General features: G+C 41.3%; 24 protein-coding genes. All 24 read right to left on the minus strand.

All coding sequences use genetic code 11. The features are described 5' to 3' along the window. Nucleotides 1-74 precede the first annotated feature (74 nt). Nucleotides 75-524, minus strand: coding sequence for a hypothetical protein (locus tag EQG49_RS13900; RefSeq protein WP_243115732.1), 450 nt, complete (start codon nucleotides 522-524; stop codon nucleotides 75-77). A 10-nt stretch (nucleotides 525-534) separates the two neighbouring features. Further along, nucleotides 535-831: a hypothetical protein gene (locus EQG49_RS02235; RefSeq protein ID WP_133362445.1), complete on the minus strand. Its 297-nt coding sequence runs from the start codon at nucleotides 829-831 to the stop codon at nucleotides 535-537. A 49-nt stretch (nucleotides 832-880) separates the two neighbouring features. Beyond that, nucleotides 881-1354: a hypothetical protein gene (locus EQG49_RS02240; RefSeq protein WP_165964728.1), complete on the minus strand. Its 474-nt coding sequence runs from the start codon at nucleotides 1352-1354 to the stop codon at nucleotides 881-883. Between the two features lie 125 nt (nucleotides 1355-1479). Next, the gene (locus EQG49_RS02245; protein ID WP_133362447.1) at nucleotides 1480-2235 is read right to left on the minus strand and encodes a lysozyme; all 756 of its coding nucleotides are present in this window, start codon (nucleotides 2233-2235) and stop codon (nucleotides 1480-1482) included. 23 nt (nucleotides 2236-2258) lie between these two features. Continuing rightward, nucleotides 2259-2573, minus strand: a complete 315-nt coding sequence (locus EQG49_RS02250) for a hypothetical protein (RefSeq protein ID WP_133362448.1) — start codon at nucleotides 2571-2573, stop codon at nucleotides 2259-2261. Further along, on the minus strand, nucleotides 2557-2982 hold the full coding sequence (locus EQG49_RS02255; RefSeq protein WP_133362449.1) for a hypothetical protein: 426 nt from the start codon (nucleotides 2980-2982) through the stop codon (nucleotides 2557-2559). Before EQG49_RS02255 ends, EQG49_RS02250 begins: the two co-directional genes overlap by 17 nt. Before the next feature lie 11 nt (nucleotides 2983-2993). Continuing rightward, nucleotides 2994-4016, minus strand: coding sequence for a leucine-rich repeat protein (locus EQG49_RS02260; RefSeq protein ID WP_133362450.1), 1023 nt, complete (start codon nucleotides 4014-4016; stop codon nucleotides 2994-2996). Between the two features lies 1 nt (nucleotide 4017). After that, entirely contained in the window at nucleotides 4018-4773 is a 756-nt protein-coding gene (locus tag EQG49_RS02265; RefSeq protein WP_133362451.1) for a BppU family phage baseplate upper protein, read from the minus strand. 80 nt (nucleotides 4774-4853) lie between these two features. Beyond that, nucleotides 4854-5048 carry a hypothetical protein gene (locus EQG49_RS02270; protein WP_133362452.1) on the minus strand — a complete coding sequence of 65 codons (195 nt, stop codon included), beginning with the start codon at nucleotides 5046-5048 and terminating at the stop codon, nucleotides 4854-4856. A 12-nt stretch (nucleotides 5049-5060) separates the two neighbouring features. Then, nucleotides 5061-5237 carry a hypothetical protein gene (locus EQG49_RS13595; protein WP_165964729.1) on the minus strand — a complete coding sequence of 59 codons (177 nt, stop codon included), beginning with the start codon at nucleotides 5235-5237 and terminating at the stop codon, nucleotides 5061-5063. Further along, a complete protein-coding gene (locus tag EQG49_RS02275) occupies nucleotides 5225-7486 on the minus strand; it encodes a hypothetical protein (protein ID WP_133362453.1) in 2262 nt (753 codons plus the stop codon). Before EQG49_RS02275 ends, EQG49_RS13595 begins: the two co-directional genes overlap by 13 nt. Nucleotides 7487-7495: 9 nt before the next feature. Further along, a complete protein-coding gene (locus EQG49_RS02280; RefSeq protein WP_133362454.1) occupies nucleotides 7496-7861 on the minus strand; it encodes a DUF6711 family protein in 366 nt (121 codons plus the stop codon). A 41-nt stretch (nucleotides 7862-7902) separates the two neighbouring features. Beyond that, a complete protein-coding gene (locus EQG49_RS02285; RefSeq protein WP_133362455.1) occupies nucleotides 7903-12783 on the minus strand; it encodes a tape measure protein in 4881 nt (1626 codons plus the stop codon). A gap of 27 nt (nucleotides 12784-12810) precedes the next feature. Further along, the gene (locus EQG49_RS02290; protein ID WP_133362456.1) at nucleotides 12811-13134 is read right to left on the minus strand and encodes a hypothetical protein; all 324 of its coding nucleotides are present in this window, start codon (nucleotides 13132-13134) and stop codon (nucleotides 12811-12813) included. 23 nt (nucleotides 13135-13157) lie between these two features. Next, nucleotides 13158-13565, minus strand: coding sequence for a DUF6096 family protein (locus EQG49_RS02295; protein WP_133362457.1), 408 nt, complete (start codon nucleotides 13563-13565; stop codon nucleotides 13158-13160). Between the two features lie 94 nt (nucleotides 13566-13659). Beyond that, entirely contained in the window at nucleotides 13660-14073 is a 414-nt protein-coding gene (locus EQG49_RS02300) for a phage tail tube protein (RefSeq protein WP_133362458.1), read from the minus strand. Nucleotides 14074-14088: 15 nt separating this feature from the next. Beyond that, complete coding sequence (locus EQG49_RS02305; RefSeq protein ID WP_133362459.1) at nucleotides 14089-14460, minus strand: hypothetical protein; 372 nt, start codon at nucleotides 14458-14460, stop codon at nucleotides 14089-14091. Between the two features lie 4 nt (nucleotides 14461-14464). Further along, nucleotides 14465-15007, minus strand: coding sequence for an HK97 gp10 family phage protein (locus EQG49_RS02310; RefSeq protein WP_165964730.1), 543 nt, complete (start codon nucleotides 15005-15007; stop codon nucleotides 14465-14467). A gap of 4 nt (nucleotides 15008-15011) precedes the next feature. Continuing rightward, on the minus strand, nucleotides 15012-15377 hold the full coding sequence (locus EQG49_RS02315) for a hypothetical protein (protein ID WP_133362461.1): 366 nt from the start codon (nucleotides 15375-15377) through the stop codon (nucleotides 15012-15014). 12 nt (nucleotides 15378-15389) lie between these two features. Continuing rightward, on the minus strand, nucleotides 15390-15575 hold the full coding sequence (locus EQG49_RS02320; RefSeq protein ID WP_133362462.1) for a hypothetical protein: 186 nt from the start codon (nucleotides 15573-15575) through the stop codon (nucleotides 15390-15392). 14 nt (nucleotides 15576-15589) lie between these two features. Then, complete coding sequence (locus EQG49_RS02325; protein WP_133362463.1) at nucleotides 15590-15919, minus strand: hypothetical protein; 330 nt, start codon at nucleotides 15917-15919, stop codon at nucleotides 15590-15592. Between the two features lie 12 nt (nucleotides 15920-15931). Continuing rightward, on the minus strand, nucleotides 15932-16141 hold the full coding sequence (locus tag EQG49_RS02330; protein WP_133362464.1) for a hypothetical protein: 210 nt from the start codon (nucleotides 16139-16141) through the stop codon (nucleotides 15932-15934). A gap of 14 nt (nucleotides 16142-16155) precedes the next feature. Further along, nucleotides 16156-17145 (minus strand): phage major capsid protein, encoded by a 990-nt coding sequence (locus EQG49_RS02335; RefSeq protein ID WP_133362465.1) that lies wholly within the window; start codon nucleotides 17143-17145, stop codon nucleotides 16156-16158. Nucleotides 17146-17162: 17 nt separating this feature from the next. After that, nucleotides 17163-17726: a DUF4355 domain-containing protein gene (locus EQG49_RS02340; RefSeq protein ID WP_133362466.1), complete on the minus strand. Its 564-nt coding sequence runs from the start codon at nucleotides 17724-17726 to the stop codon at nucleotides 17163-17165. Between the last annotated feature and the right edge of the window lie 94 nt (nucleotides 17727-17820).

Here is a 17820-nt window from a genome sequence, read left to right on the forward strand (position 1 = left end):
ACAATGTTAGTTTTTATGAATTTTAAAAAGCCCCGATTCAAACTCAACTTTCGAGAATGAATCGGGGCTTCATTTTATTCTTCTGGGCTTGGCGGATTGCCAGCCTCATGATTAGCTTTCATCGTTGCTAATGATGTAATTAAGTTGCCGATAGCTACGAGCACATCCGCTTGCAAATCTTCATGCGGTTCGTTCTCGAAGCGATTGAAACTGATTTTGCTAACGTCAATATTATTTTCATCGAAATAGTTAAGCAAGCTTCTGATACGAAGTAATATCGCTGGATCCTTAACATCATATTTTTTTAAGAATTCAAAGATTGGATTGCTTGCCGTTTCAAAATCATCTAAAACCATAGCGCCAGTTTTTCCAATCGTTAATCCGATACCTTCGAATATATTTGCTTTCCAAAGTCGGTAATCACGTTTCTGCGCAGCATCCATTGTTGCCGTTGGTATACCGGCTATACGAGTAACCTTCGCTCTCGTGACACCGTGCTCTTTTAAATAATCATCTAATTTCATTTTATCTCCTTTATCCGTTTTGGCGGTTTTGAATTTTTTCAAGCTTTTTCATAACTGAATTTGCTCTACGCTTGTTACCTGACATCATCGCGTTCCAAAATGGTGAGAGCTTCATTTCCGCCATTTTATCATCGCTGCGTTGAACGGCTTCTTCCGTTAATTCATACATAGCGTGTGCAATCGTGCCATCTTTCCGCATTTGGAATCGCATAGCCTTGATGTCCTCCCAAGTATAATTACTTGGAAAACTCGAAGCCTCAACTTGTTCAGGCGTTAAATCTGCTTTTAAAATCCATTCGGTCATCATGATATTCACCATCACTTTCTATTTTTAGTTTATGTATCGCTAGGCTTCCCTAGCTAATTTTTACGTTGAAGCCGTCGATTCCGTTTTCGGGATCCCATTCTCGGGTTACGCTGAACATTGGTAATGCTTGTCGTACGTCGAATTGTTCTTGCGCAGTTTCTCTTGCTTCGGCTTCATCTGCGAAGATGATAGTGCCGTCTTTCTTGTATTGTTCGTTGAAAGGATATGCAGTTCCGGTAAGCAATTCATCAATATCGATTAAGTGCGTTCCGCTAAATGAGATGGCGTTTTTGTAATTGATGTAGTACCGGTTTCCGTCGATTACGATGTAATTATCTGGGGTGCCTTGTACTAAGATGAAGTTGTCTTGCCGTGCTGCTAAATCCTTATCTAAACCGCGTTGTCGAAGTTGAATGTGCCAGCTGGTTCCTTTGGCGTTGTCATCCTTCGTTACGAATACTTTCTTAATCATGATGTTCACTCTACCTTTCTTGTTATATCCCTCTTCCTTATCTTCATACATAGTATAACTCTGTTTTCCGAATGCGACAACTAATAAGGCTCGGTTTTCCGAATTTAATTCAAAATAAAAAGGCCTAATCTAAACTCAAAAAGAGAATAGACTAGACCTTATTTATATTCAATTTACTATTTTAAAACCTTGTTTAAATAGGTTTGAAGCGCCTTAATCGTTAATGCACCAAGCGAGCCATCAACGATAAGGTTTGCTCCGTTTTTATTCAAGAACACTTGAAGCGCGCGAGTTGTCGCGATACCCCAAACGCCATCAACAACAACGCCGATTTTCTTTTGCAATGCGGTAACGGTACCGCGACCAACCAAGCCGTCAACTGTAACGTTAAGCCACATTTGAAGCGCCTTATCAGTTGCCAAGCCTTTAACACCATCAACTAACAATGCCGTAAATTTTGCAGGCGCCGATAGTACGGTATTAGCCGTTTGGATTCCAGTTGCATAGAGTGCAGTTTCACCAGCCCGACGATTAGCCAAGCCTTGCAAGAATTGGCCACCAGCCTTGTTATATTTCTTCATAATTCGGACAACTTCAGAAGTGTTATTTGCATTGATGGCCGTGCGCAAAACTGAATCGTTATCCAAAACATAAGGCCCAATATTAAAGTGAAAACTAGCCAACGCATCGAACTGATTTTGAGTAAGTTGACGGTTAAGTTTATACAAGCCAATTACGTGCACTCGTAAATCATCATCGAGCAACTTATCTGCTTGTGCCTGCGTGATAGTCGTCCCCATTTTAACGCCTGCTGTATGTCCATATCCAATCGTTGGCACTCCGACTGAATCGCGATAAGCATTCAATCGGCAACCTTCCCACGCCTTAATAAGAGCGCGCCCTTTTGCTGATAATTTCATATTTTCATTCATAACATTCACTTCCTTTCATTTCATCAATCTAGTTTTTTAAGTTCAACATCAATGTTCACATCTGGATTAAGCTGATAGATTATCAACCGTAACTTTCGCGCTGTGGTTTCGAGATTTATCGTTTCTCGTTCTCGATGATCCAGACGTTTTTTTAGCGCTTCAATATCACTTTCTAGTTTTGCAATCCGCTCGGCATTTCGTTCATTCTGTGAAATCACCGTTGCAGTTGCTATTTCTCGTATGTTGTCATTACGTTTGCTTCGGTTATTTAAATACGCAAACGTTGCCGGAATTAGCGTAACTAACGCTCCGATGACACCGCTAATCAAACCGATCATGATTACCCCCTTTAAATAGAAGTCCAATCATAGTTACTGTTGCTAAAAATGCATAAGCCCACGTGATATTAAAATATCCATTCATAAACGCGCGTAAGGAGAATACCGTTAATAATGCGCCATTAATCGCGATTAAATAGAACGTTGAAGCCGTCATTAAAGCTTCGTTATTCTTCAATACTCCAGCTAACATGAGCAAGCCACCAACTAGAACCACAACGCCGAATTGCCACTCATCGACGAAGCCGGTATACAGAATTACATTTTTATTTTTAGATAAATTATCAATCGCAACAATACTCAAATAATCGTTGTGAATGAATACATAGATTGCAACAAAAATAGCCCACATACCGATTGCGGTATGAAGGATATTCTTAAGCAACAAGTTAAGAATTCGTTTAATCATTTTTCACCTTTCTAGCCAGCAATCACATTACGATATGGTGATGTTGTTTTGGCAGGAAATCTTGCTACAAACGCAGCACTGTTATCGCCAATAACAGTAACGCCAACATAATTCATTTTGCCAACAACCGTTGTTGATAATGTATTATCGCTTACTGTAAATTTTGCGGGATTTACTGCACCAATATCCAAAGAAGTGAAATTGTGACAATTACTCATGAAACTAGCTGTAATAGCTGTCGCTGTGTCAGGAACTTTAATTGTCCGGCTAAAAGCATAGCAGTTTTGCATGAAATTCATGTTAATCACTGTTAGTTTGGGCGGCAGATTCAATTCCTGATTAAAGTTATAACATCCCATGAGAAACTCACTGGGGATCACTGTTACTGAACTTGGCAAAATAATCGGTTTATTAAAAGAAACGCAATTCTTCATGAAGCTACCGCCAAGTCCTGTAGTCATCGAAGCTGGAATGTTCAATTGTTGATTAAACGAATAACAATTATTTAAAAAACCAGTTTCGATATGATCTAGTTTATTTGGCAATACGATTGATCCGTTGAACCAGTAACAACTGTATAGAAAATTACTTGCGATATACGTTACGCAATTTGGAATAGCGCTTATTTTGTTTAATGTAGTAGCCCCGCCTAAAAAATATGAGTTAATAGTAGTCAAATTAAAATCGGCTCCGAATTGAAATGTTAAGATTTCGGAGAGCCATAGCACGACATTATTAATCGTTATTGGACTTGTCGGAACCGCTTTAGTACTACTGCTTGCACACAACACGTTGAAATCCTCTGCAGTAAGCACTTCAATTTGCGTCCTATCTTCATCGTTTAATGTGATTAATCCAAAACCATGATCTACCATTGGCAACGGTTGCGGTGTCTCTGCAGCCGGAATATCACGCACCTTGTCCGCATATCCATCAAACGCAACACTATCCATATCCATATTTTTTTCAATCAACGCATTTTTTATATCCGTTTTTACGGAATTAATTTGCATGAGTTTTTCTTCAATTGTCATTTCACGCCTCCAAAATCGCAGCTAAAGCAGTTTCGATGTTGCCTGTCATTTCAAGAAAATCTTCCGAAAGATTATCCGCTGTATTTTCGAGCAAGACATATATTTCATCTTTCGTAAATACATCTTCCGAATCAGCTTTTGCGGTAAGCTTTTCATCTACGCTTTCGTTAACAGAATCTACTGCTAAATCAATCGCTGAATCAATCGCAATATTCATGTATTCAGCGTCTACTAACCCAGCGACAGCCTCGTTAACATATGAAATTGGTGCATAGCCAGCAAGAGTTTCGGTTAAATCAATAGTTGGGGCTTGTGGAACTTGTGCACCGTTTGCAATTGCCGTTTCAAACGCGGTTATTAATTCATCAAGCTTCGAAACATAGAACGTTGCTTGAGTTGGATTTAACTCGCTTTGTGGAAGCACTTTTAACTTGAACGTCCCTGACGTAATTGTTTCACCATCTGCATCGACAATATAGAAATATGCCAATCCATAAGTTCCAATTACAGCCACATTTTCAGCGGTAAACGTGTAAATAGCTTGCGTTCCATCATCTGAAACAACAGCTGTGCCAAGTTGCAACTGACCATTTGCATCGTTACCTTTAAACGATACTGTTTTGCCCTCTAGCGAATATGCCTTACCGCCCTCAACAATGTTTACCGCGACTTTATTGCCGGTTTCATCTTGCCGAACTAAAACACGATCACTAGTTACATTTCGCTTATCCAAATCAATCGTTAACGTTTGTGTCATGCAAAACCTCCTTTCTCGGGCACTTCCCCCGACGGCTAATTCAGCGTATTAAAAAAGGCAGCTATTTTATAGCCACCTTATTATTCTTTAGGACTTAACTCACCAATTTGAAGTTCAAGTTCTATATTACGTTTTTGCAATTCAGAATTTTGTTTCATCAATTCTTCACTTTGCATTTGTAAATTTGCAATCTCTGCATTTTTGCCAATAATATCGTTAGCATAAATTACTTGCAAATACTTCACACCATTATCTTGTACTTGTTCGTTTTCCATTTTAATTCCTCATTAACTATTATCTTCAGCTTGTGCCAGCAATTGTCCTACTTGAATCGCCAAAAAATCAATAACGCTATTTTGAGCAGCGTTTATTTCTGCATGATTCATATCCGGTTCTACACTTTGCAGTTCTAACACCTGTTTTTGAATGTTAACTAATGTTTTAGGTTCACCTACATCGTCCATGTCGAACCTCCTAAAATACTTTTCACATTATACGCACTTCCGTTATACAGTAAATATAGACCCCCTGACCAAAAAATAACGCCATATTTTCCATCACTTGAACCGATGAAATTACGATTAGTTCCATCGAGAGTGTTAATTTGGAGGTTCATATATGCACTGCCACTTTTATACAGCGCATCTGTCGAAATATTATCTACCGCTCTAATAGTTCTTCCAGCATACCAATCCGCTGTTGTTCCTAAAATAGTTCGTCCAGTAGGCGCATCGGCTAATGGCTCAATCGTCGTGTTAATTGAACCGTTATTGTAAGTTCCAACAAATTGAAGGGTAGCAGCACCACCGTTTAACTGAACATAATTACCACCTGAAATCCCTCGAACTGTAACACCCGAGATAGTACCCGCGCTAATTTTATCAGCACTCAAACTCGCAATCTTAGCACTCGTTATCGTCGCATCTGAAATCATCGCGTTAGTGATGAATCCGTTAGTAATACTCAACTTATCAGATGTAATAGATGACGCTTGAATACGACTAGCACTTAGATATCCAGTCGTAATTTTTCCGGCGTCTAAAGCAGCAATCTTAGCGCTCGTTATTGTTGCGTCCGAAATCATAGCATTGGTAATGAATCCGTTTGACATGACCATATTATCTGAATAGATATAATGGTCTACCCAGTCAGTACCTGTCCACCGCTTAAATTGCTTAGGTGATACCGATGTATTTTGCCAAACAGTACCAATTGAGGGATTGGCTGGTGCCGTATTTGAAACGATATAGCCAGCCGGCCCTGCAACGCCTTGTAAGCCATCAACGCCAACATACGTTTTTGAATACGTTGTTGTCTGATTTCCATCACTAAAGATCGTTAGCGTTTTTGACCAAAGCCACTTACCTTGTGTAACCGTTGGTATCGCAGTTGTCCAACCAGTTGTCGGCGTTGTTGAACCGTCAGTTGTAGCTACATACGTAACCGAAACACCTGCAATACCGACGCCATCTGTACCGCTTAAACTTTCAAATACGACCTCCCACGAAGTTCCGTTATAACGAAATGCTTGCGGAACGCCATCGTCTGAAAACTTAAACCAAGTATCATCTACCGACGCTTTTGTTGGCGCTTGCGTTCCATAGAAAATCTTGCTTTTACCGTCAGCCGATTGTTGAACCTCACCAATTGCGAGTTGAGTTGCTTCTTGATAGCTTTGCAATTTCTGCGTTAATGATCCTGTTAATACGGCCGTACCGCTGCCCGAAGTATCAGCTGATATCGTTGATGATAAACCGCCATCATATGAAAATGACATGCTTAAAACCGGTACCGTAACAGCCGAGCCAGACCTGTCAACGATTGAAATCGAATCACCTAGCTCAATTGCAGGAAAACCGCTCCAATTTAATGTATATGGACTAAAACTAATGCCAGACAAGCGACCGCTAATATCATTTAATAATGATTGCGTCATTTGCGGATTCGTAAGCTCAATTGCGTTGCTACCTGAACCAGCGCTAATTGCTTGTTGGGTATCACCAACCGTAACCGAAGAAGTTAACTTTCCAACCGATGACAGAGCTTCGTTCTTATCAAATCCACTTTCATCGTAATTGTCTAAACCAAGTTCGAGTTCAACGCCAGAAATACGCCTGAATTCTAATTGTCCCTGTCTATTAAACGTTGCAAATCCTGCATCAAACTGTGCGATATAACCAGCAACATCACGCAATGTTCCACCTGTATATTTTTTAGGTAGCCAAACATCAGGCAAATCATTGAGATTATTCACGTTGTAATCAACACCGGCATTTATCGCAACTTCAATTGCAATATTTTTTAGCGATGCCGGATAAGTGATTGATGATGAATAATTCTTGCTTAGCTGTAACATGAAATCACTAGCTTCAAGCGTCGTCTCAACATCATTCACATTCCGGTTGAACTTAGTAATGGTAAACTTCCCAAGCGGAATATATGAAATCGTCGTATCAGGCAGCACGATTCCAATTGACGGCTGAACTACCATGCCGACGAACAAGCTCGGCACAATCGAATTAAACTTCATGCTAATCGTATTAATTGGTGTTGCACCGACGTTAAGCGTGGTGCCACCCATACTCGAGCCTGAATAATCAAAGCTAACAACATCATCGCCAGTATATTGAACTGAGCCGATTAACACTTTAAATTTAATAGCTCGCGACAAGCTTAACCATTCATCTTGTATATTTTGCGAAATCGTTAACATATTCCACCTCTACATTTCAATGTAGTTGATTGAAAGCCCAGACCAACGCACATTATTAAACTTATCAACAAATGAGAAAATATCTCCGCCCATATCACCGGCATAAAATGAACGTGTGGCCATTCCAGCTATCGCCGGATCTAAATAGGTCACATTGAAATACTGTCCTGAACTCGCGGTCATAATTGCTGACATTTGGCTTTCGCTCAAATTACCCCATTTAATTTCAAGCTTTCGTTTCGTAGTAATACGATCACGTTTCATCTTTCCGCTAGCCGTACGACCAGACTTCGCATCAATATCGTTTAACGTAACTTTCATCTCAGTTGGTGTCGCGACGTTTACACCATTTATTTGTAAATATCTGTCGGCCATTAATTTCTCCTTTCAAAATAAAGGGCGTATGCCCTCAATTCTTAAAGAATCAATTCGATACGCCCTTGTTCATTATGATATTTGTTTAAACCTTTTACGGTTGCCTCACCAAGCTTAGAACTATCCACTTTCAACTCGACTGTAATATCACCAGTTTGTTGATTGCTTCCAGCACCTTGATTCCGCAACGCTTCGCTAACAGCATTAGCGATTTCTCGACCAATTTGTTCACTATCAATATGAATTGAAGTTGCACTCATACCCATTTGAGAAGTTGCAACGGTTGGCATATTAATACCTGACTTGAACGAATTGATGTCCATATTACCCACCCCATTTGCGTAGTGCGGGAATAAATCCTTCGTTTCGTTACCAGTGTAAACTGTTGCGCCTGCTTCAAGTGGAACCGTTAAATTACGCTTTGCTGGGAACATGCGAACTTGTCCATCGTTGCCACGATATGATTCGCGCCAGTTAGTACCAAGTCCATCATTGACCACTGCTAACCCACCTTTATGTCGGCGAGTACCATTGTGATACCAGTATTTAATATATGGAATCTTAATTCCAGGAATGCTATTTAATGTGCCAATAACATCATTAAGTCCTTGAATGAAAGTATTAACAATATTTTTCACACCATTTTCAAGGAACTTTGCCGAAATTGGTATGCTAATCTTCAAATCCATAATGCTCTTGAATTTGTCTTTAATGCCACCCCAAATATCGCCTAAACCTTTTCTGGCTTTTGTAATAACATTACCAGCCCAGTCCCAAAGTGCAGATACCTTGTTAGAAACTGTGGTGCCGTCAATTGCAAACAGCGATTTAATTTTTCCCCAAACCATATCGATTGGCTTTTTAATCGAATTAATAACACCCGATGCCCAATCCCAAAGAGCGGACACCTTTTTGGAAACTGTAGCGCCATCAATTGAAAATAATGATTTAATCTTGTCCCACACAACATCAATTGGCTTTTTAATTGATGCAATAACACCCGATGCCCATTTCCAAAGAGCCTCAACATAGTTATTAACACTTTTGCCTTTAATATCGAACAATGATTTAATCTTGTCCCAAATGCCACCAATTTTGTCAAAAATATTTTTTCCAACACCAGACGCCCAATTCCAAAGAACGGATACTAACGCAAGAACTAACTTAGTTTCAAATGTAAACAACTTCTTAATGAAATCCCAAATATTACCAATTGCACCCAAGATTTTTTTACCAACATCCTTTGCCCAATCCCAAAGAGCTGAAACCGCTGTTACCACGACTTCGGCTGCGATTGCGAATGAACTTTTAATGGTTTCCCAAACGCTACCAATTGCATCGAGCAGCTTTTGAGGTACGCCTTGCGCCCAATCCCAAAGAGCTGAAACGGCATTTACAACAACATCACTTGCAATTGAATACAGCGATTTAATTGCATCCCAAATATTACCGATACCTTTTACGAATCGTTCTGGAAGAGTTTGTGCCCATTCCCACAAAACCTTCACAGCATTTTGAACGAACTCGCCTGGCACTGCGAACAATGATTTAATCGTGTCCCAAAGAAGTCCGATACCTTTTTTGATGTAATCATCAACCTTGTCAGACCATGCCCAAAGTGCAGATACAGAATGAATAACTTTTGAGCTATCTAAAGTAAAGAAGCCTTTAATAATATCCCAAACAAGCCCGATGCCTTCTTTAATCAGCTTACCGACACCCTTTGCCCAATCCCAAAGTGCAGATACAGAGTTCGTAACTTTGCTAGTATCAATTCCGAACTTCGATTTAATGTTGTCCCACAAATCGCCTAGCTTGTCCTTAATCCAACCAGCCACGCTAGAAGCCCAATCCCAAAGAACTGAAACCCCCTTTTTAACAGCTCCCCAGCCAATGCTAAACTTTTCTTTAATGCTATCCCATAGATTGCCTATTTTTTCAACAATCCAGCCACGAACGTTAGCGCTCCAAGACCACAGAGCCGAGACAACACTGATAACTGCATCAATCGGAATCATGAATCTCTTTTTAAGGAAATTCCACAAGTTCCCAAACGCTTCACCAATCTCGCTGCCAAGTTTGCCGAGTGTTTTAAGCAAATTATCTTTAATGCCTTTAATAGCATCCATGACAGCTTTACCCATTTTATCAAAGCCTTTTTTTACACCGTTCCAGTCGCCGTTAAACAACGATACCAGAACATCTTTAAAGCCTTGCAATAAGTCGCCTACGAACTTGAACATTATGCCCAAACCTCTAAACGCAGCGGTTAAAATAGTTAATTCCATTTTGACTGCTGGAGCAACTATCAAATCCCAAACAGGTTTTAATGCGGTTATGAAAATATCAAGTATCGCACCTACCGCGCTGAAAGTACCGCCGATAATATCTAATGCTCCCGGAATAACACCTTCCATCAAGAATGAAGCAATCGGTTCAAGATAGACCTTATAGAGTTCATCGATTACATCCATGACAGGCTTCAAAATATCACCTAGACCTTTGAACGCAGTTGATAATGATTTGATTAGAGGCTCAAAATCGAGGTGTGAGCCCCATTTAGCGAAGCTATCAGTAATCTTATCCGTCTCTTTTAAAATGGGCTCAACCGAGCCGAGAATGGACTTAAATAGCTTCGTTCCGTTATCGCCCTTTTTCCAAGCTCTATCGAATGAGCCAACTAAGCTACCAATATCATCAACAAGGTTCCCAGCAATATCAATTATTTCTCGAAGAACTTTTACGCCAACATTACTGTTAAACGCCTTACCGAATGATTCAGCAACATCTCCGACTAATTTGTAAATTTTTTCAACGGCATTGAAAAGTTTACTTACTGCGGTATATCCTGCACCATCTTGATCCCACGCTTTTTTAAACGCCTTAGCAACGTTTTCGACCATACCAAACATTTGAGTTAACGATTTAATGTAAGCTGCCATAATACGATCGCCGACACCCTCGTTCCAAACTTGCCGGAATGTTCGAGTGATTGTAATAAGCAAATCATTAATTGCAATCAGCGAATCAAATATTTGTTGAATCAGCTTTTTGCCGGCTCCATTATCATTCCAAGCCTTGTTCCAAGAACGCTGCATGTCACCAATGAAGCCGACTAGTTCCGCGAACAGATTTAACAGTCCAGTCAGATACTTGGTACCCGTTCCGTTTTCCCAAACGCTTGCAAAATCACGCCCGAAATCTGCCCAACCTTGCTTAATCGCTTTGATAGTATCGCCAAGCGTCCGCATTACATAGCCACCGGCACTATCCCACGCATCTTTAAATGGTTTAAAGAAATCTTTCAAGCTATCGTAAATGCCTTTAAGCTTATTCTTCATTCCATCAAGCTTGCTGTTAGCGCCATCGAAGCTACCGGAATCAAACGAACCCGCACCAGCTCCACCGGCATCTGCTACTGGCGTGCTAGCGTCAGGCGTAGTATTCAAGCCGTTATCGGTATCTTGCTGCGAAATAAGGTTGATTTCATCGAACCCCATCATTGCTTGTAAATCTTTCTTGATAGCCTTAACGGACTTAGCACTAGCCTTAGCCTTATCAGCCGTTTTAGCCATGTTATTTTGAACTTTTTTAGCCGGCTCAGCAGTTTCCTGCATTGGCTTGGACATTCCGTTCATCGCTGATTTAGAAGCCTCTGCACGTTTCCGCAAATCTTCCATATCCTTCGCACGCTTAGCCCGACCTTTACCACCATCGAGCATATCGGCAATACCGTCCATCATGATTGCGACACTTTTCAATGCGCCTTCGGCATTCTTACCGAAATTCATAATCATTTGAGATAGCGTGCCAAGTCCTAGCGCTTCAGTGATATGACCAAACGAAGTGATGATTTCAGTCACACCACGAACAATTGCTGTCTTAGCATTAGCAAAACTAGTCGCAATCCCTTGCGTTGAATCTTGCGCTAACTTCGATAACGCAACTAAGCCACCGCCACCATTTTGGTCAAGCGCAATCAACTGATTTGAAAAGTCTTGAACTGAAATGGATCCAGACGATAATCCTTCACGAAGCGCGCCGGTGGTCATGCCCATTTTCTTAGCTAACGCATTCAAGGCGGGCCCCATACCACTATTAATAAGTGACAGCCAAGTTTGCCCTGTGATTTTACCGTTACCCAAATCTTGCGAAAGTTGAGTAACCGCATTAGAAACTTGTTCAGAGCTACCACCGAAACCAAGTATTCCGTCATTCATTGCTTTAAAAATCTTTTCAGATGCACCCATATTTTGAGTTGCACCAGTAAGCAATTGAATTCCTTGAACCGCTGAATCGAGTGATGTTGGCAAGCCGTCAATATCCTTCTTAAGCTGTTCCATCATACCGGTGGCATCGCCTTGCCCCATGTTCGCAAACGTTCGTGTAGCGTTAGCCAACGTGTCCATACGTTGAATTGCGGGCCCGATTGAACCTTTAAGCATACCAACGGCACCTGCTACTAATCCAATAGCCGAACCGATACCAGCAATCTTTAATCCACTGGTAACGAAATTCTTAACTCCGCTAACCGCAGAGCCAATACCACTACCCACTTTAGAAATAGCGCTCCCCGCAACTTTGAACGCCGAACCGACGCCATGTGCTACTTGGTTAGACATGTTTCTCATGATGCCTGTGAACTTTTGGAAACCGCCACTGCTAGCAATTTCTTTAAATCCGGTACCAATTTTTGAAGCAAAGTTTGGAATCTTCAATCCAGAAAAGGCACCACTAAGCTTTTCTTTGAGACCGCCTAAGCCGTTACCGATAGAACCGAATGGACTTTTACCAGATACTTTTCCCATCGCAGCCGACGCTTGCTTAGCGCTTTTTTCTGCTTCAGAAACCATCTTTTTCATACTTTCGATAAACGGAGCTAAATCCGCTTCAATCGACATCTTCATTGATTCTGCACTCATGTCTTAACCTCCTTTCAAATCTAATTATTATTTGTTTGAAATCTGTTTTGCCCGCGCCTCAATCTGTTGCTTCATGAGTTGCCAGCCTTCGAGCCCCTCAACCGATTTCGGTTCTTCGGGTTGCTCGACGAACGGATAATGCTCATGTATCTTAGGCATTTCATTAGGCGCGTTAGTATACATATTCAGTTGAGCTTGCTTGTAATCCATCATCGCCTGCATTTGAAGTTTACGCATTTCGCGATTCCGGTTAGCTTCAAGCTGTACCATCAACTCGCCATAAGTCAGCTCCCAAAACTTATCAACTGGAATTCCAGATTCAACAGCAATTGGATATAGATCCTCAAGCAATTCGCTGACGTTGCTATAACTCTTTACACCGTTGGTTGTGCTGGAGTTTCCGTTGGCACTTGAACTTCCGGTACTGCTACCATTGCTGGCGCTGAAGGCGCTTTGATAGCTTCCGGTTTGTCTGTCTTTGGTAAAAAACCCGCTTCACTCATCAAATTTTGAATGGCCGGAATCAATTCCATGTAGTTACCGCCTGCTGCCATGAACTCATCATTTAACGCATACATATCAGCGATAGCAACACCGTGAATCGTGTTAGCTTCTTGAAGTACGATTAATAATTCTTGCGTCATTGGCAATCGGAAGTTTTCACCGTCAAAGAAAATGCCGACAAATGCTTTGCCTAAACGCGTTTCAATACGCACGGCAGTTGCAGTATCTAACTTCAATGAGAGTGTCTTAGAGCCAAATTTAAATTCAATAGGTTTCATGTGTAAATTACCTCGTATATGTTTTGTTTGATTACGGCTATGCCGACATATCAACAATTTAATATGTACCCGAGAGATTGCCTCTCGGAATCACTTAAGCAGTAGTTCCATAAGTGAAGTCTGTTTCTGGGGTCAAAATGACAGTAAATGTCAATGCACCATTAACTTCGGTAGCGTCACGCTTAACAGTGACACCAGCCTTAAATGATACGAATGAGCCGTCTGGATAGAGCACCTTCCAGAACTTAGACGCTGCGGTTTCCATAGCCTTAGCGGTCGTGAAGTTTGAGCCACGATATACAACTTTAAATTCCATGTTGTCAGTATCTTGAAGCCCCTTGATGTATTTCTTTTGCGTATCGGCAAGTGTGGTTACATCCACCTTTTCAGGTGCCCCACCGATTTCTGGAACGGATTGAACACCGCCCAAGTCGGAATAAGTACCTGATTCTGTTGTTGAGTATTGGAGCAATGTTTGCGCCGACAATAATCCTGATTCAATAGTCATGTAATGCCTCCTTATTTATGACTGGAAAACTAATCCAGTTTCGTTATTAACAATGCCCTCATACGCCACAACGATCCTTTTCAAAATTGCTGTATTGGCATCCTCCGAGCTTAAATTTCTAAATCCGAGTACAGAAAAAGCCTCGTCTAATTTATCTTCTAAATCAGTGAGGCTTCTTTCACCATACAATTCAATTGTGATAGTCCAATGCGTTAAAAGTTCTTCGTTAACTTCATAGCCTTTTGCTGGCTCATGAGATGTATAGAATATTGCGGACGGATATTCGTCTGTCCAAGTTTGCGGATAAACGGTAGATTGCAACGTTAATCCTTCAATGCCACTCAGCGTTGTTGCCACCGCCTTCTTAACATTAATTCGTTTAATCATGCCGTCACCCTTTCACATTTCTAAATTCGTCACTAAGATATTGCTTAGCCTTCTGCGATACCTGCTTATACGCCGGAAACAAATATGGTCGTGACTTCTGCCCATGCGTTCGAGCAAACCACTGACCGTCTTTGCTTTGCCAGCTCACCATACCGTAGAGCACGCCAAAATCCATGTCAGTCGGAAAGACCCACACATCCTTGCTAGTATATGCAACAGAGCCATACGCATGCTTAACTTCCATGCGGACAGATTGAGCACCTACGCGACCAGTACCTAATTCGCGATAATCGGAATGATCCGAATTACTGTAAAGCGATACCGTTACGCGTCCACCCTTTTGTTCCTTGTACCGATACCGAATAGAGCTCGCTAGACCGCCGGTTCCATACCTCACAGATGATTCAAGGTTGGACGTGGCTAACTTCTTCATATCTTCGCCCATGCGCCGAGAGGCTCGCATACTGGCTTTTCGATACATATCTGTATGCTTAGCAGCACCATTTTTCAGCTTAGCAACATCTAGCTTTAATTTAATAGTTCCCATAAACTCACTTCCTTTCGAGGATAACTCGCTTATGGGTTCGTAGCGTTCTGATTGAAACGATACGATACACGACATTCTCACCGTCTAAACTTATACCATCGTTCTCGTTAGCAAACTCGTTGATTGAATTGCTAATGGTCTTACCCACTTTCATATTCATCACCTTGTCACCATACGTTTGAACGTCGGTATTTTCATTCATAGCCGAGATTGTCATTTGAACTGGTATCGCTTCATCGGAATAGCCACTAATGAAGTTGCCTTCATCGTCTTGAACGTGTCCTCTCTCATGTAGAAACACCTCAGACGCGCTTTCGTTTTGCAGCAATGCTAGGTTTCCGGCAAAGCCCCAATCGGGAGGAATAGCCATAATACCCACCTCCTAAATCTTGGCGATTAGTCCACGCTCAACTAATTCAGTAATTCGATTAGGCTCGTTTGTCGCTTCTGGAGCACCTCGACGCGGATAATCTGCGCCTAATCCATACTGGTGCAAGTCATCGAACATGTCGCGGAATACGAATACTACTTCATATTCTGCTGGTGTTAACTTTGCTTTCTCAACCATCTGGTCATACCTCCTTAATAAAATGAAATCTTGCCACGTCGCGAACCATCATGAACTTCGCCATTAAGCTCAATCCAAGTATTAATAACCTTGTCAAACTCTGCCCAATCATCAGCTTCAAATGCATATGATTCATCATCACTGGTGAACGAGCTAACGCCCTGACTATTTAATCGGTTTAGTTTCTTCATGGTCACTGGCAAGATTGTAAATTCAAGCGCTTTTGGCACATCTTCAGCTAATATTTTGGCTTTCAATTCAGCTCGCGTTTGAGCTTCCAAAACCTCTAACTTATCGTCTAACGTGCCATGCAACAGGCTATCTAAATCATCTGAAACAGACAATGGATCACCTCCTTAAACGTCGGCGTTCTCGCCTTCTGTATCTTCCACTTGAGCATCATCTTCTGGAGTTTCATATTTTTCAATAAATGTGTCATCTAAGTTAGCAATAATTTCTTCTGCTCGTTTTACGCCAAAAGGGACAACATCGCCGATGTTATAAATAACGCCTAAATGAATATCTTCAAATACTCGTAATACGGTGTACTTTTGCTTTTCTGCCATAATTAATATTCTCCTTAACCTGCTGGAATTTCTTCCGCTCCAGTATTTACGTTAACAACAACTTGCTTGCCGTAATCATCACCAGCAACTTCGGTGCCTTGTTCCAACTTAGCGAAGCCATCTTCCTTAAGAACCATCATTGAAACATACATAGTCACACGCATTGCAACCATATCACGTTCAAACAAGTTGATTACTTGACCATCAGAACCAACGACTGTTGATAATGAGCCTTCTTCTGAAATCTTGTATTCGATACCAGCTGGCACACCATAGAACAAGTTGTTCCAATCACCAAGATACAACTCACCGCGTTCTACACCGCTAAGTTCTGCTGTGGCCACACCATCAATATTCTTAGATGTGCGGTCATAGACTTCTGAGCTATCAACACCGTTATTGTTGCGAGCCTTACGAAGCATAGAGCGGTTCTTGCTAGTAGAGATGAACGCGTTAGGGTCAATTTCCTTATCAGTAAGCAAATCCTCAAGCGCCAAGACATCTTCTTCATCAATCTTGTTAGCGTATCGAGTTGTAACAACGGCATCGTTATCTTCATCAGTCACGATTGATTCGATTGATTGTGTGAATGGGTTATCAATACCCAACAATACAGCCTTATCGAACTTTTCATAAAATGCTGCTGCAATTTGTGGGCGCATCATATCAAAGAAGTCCGCTTGGTTCATCTTGCCATATTCATTAGTGATAGGCACGATGGTAGCCAACTTATGCGATGTCATCTTGATAGTTGCCCATTCAGAGGTAGTAGTGTTAATGCGTTGACCTTCAGCAACCCAGTAAGCACCAGGCCCGTTCAATTGGTGTTGAAATTCCTTTTCAGTATCGCTACCCATATCGATGAACTTACCGAGCTTAGTCACGACTGATTCGTGCAAGAAATCGTCTAACACCAAATCAGAATACACATTTGGAATATAGCCGTTCTTGGCATCATGCATTAATACCGTAGCTGGATTGAATGTTTGTTGTTCCACTGTCATATATATGACCTCCTGTTTTAAATAATGCGAGCTTTAGAAGCACGCTCTGCAAGTGACGTGTTATTTTCCTTGCTACCAAGATTTACACCACTCTTAGGAGCTGACTGACGTGCGCCAGCCTTAATCCCTTCGGCAATTTGCGTCTTGATAGTTTCGGAAACTTTTTCGATTGCGCCTTTAATTGTTTCGGTATCAACGCCGTTAACGGTAAATACATCTGCTAATTCAATCGGCAATCCTTGTTCGTTTAAATCAGCGACAACTTCACCATGCAATTCTTGAAGTGCAATCTTGGTTTCACGTTCTGCAATTTCTTGTTCGCGCTTTTCCATTTCAGCTGACTTCTTTTGCTCGGCGGTCATCTTGGCATACTTCGCAGCTTCTTCTTTTTCAGTTTCAAGCTTAGATGCGAATTCTTCTTGCTGCTTAGCTAGAGCAGTTTGAATAGCCTTATCAACCTTCTTATCAGTAAGCGAATCAACTTCCGCCTGCGTATATGTCTTTTCAGGTTCAACGCCTGCGTTGCCACCTTCTGTTCCGGTATCGGCCTCATGTAAACGAATCATACTTTTCAATAACATTTTGTTCTCCTATCCAGTCAAAAATAGCGCTATACCCCATCCACGCAATTAAGCCCAGACACGATATACCGCTATTAAATCCCACATACATTTT

Origin of the sequence: Periweissella cryptocerci (genome assembly GCF_004358325.1) — a bacterium.
In the GTDB taxonomy this organism is placed as follows: domain Bacteria; phylum Bacillota; class Bacilli; order Lactobacillales; family Lactobacillaceae; genus Periweissella; species Periweissella cryptocerci.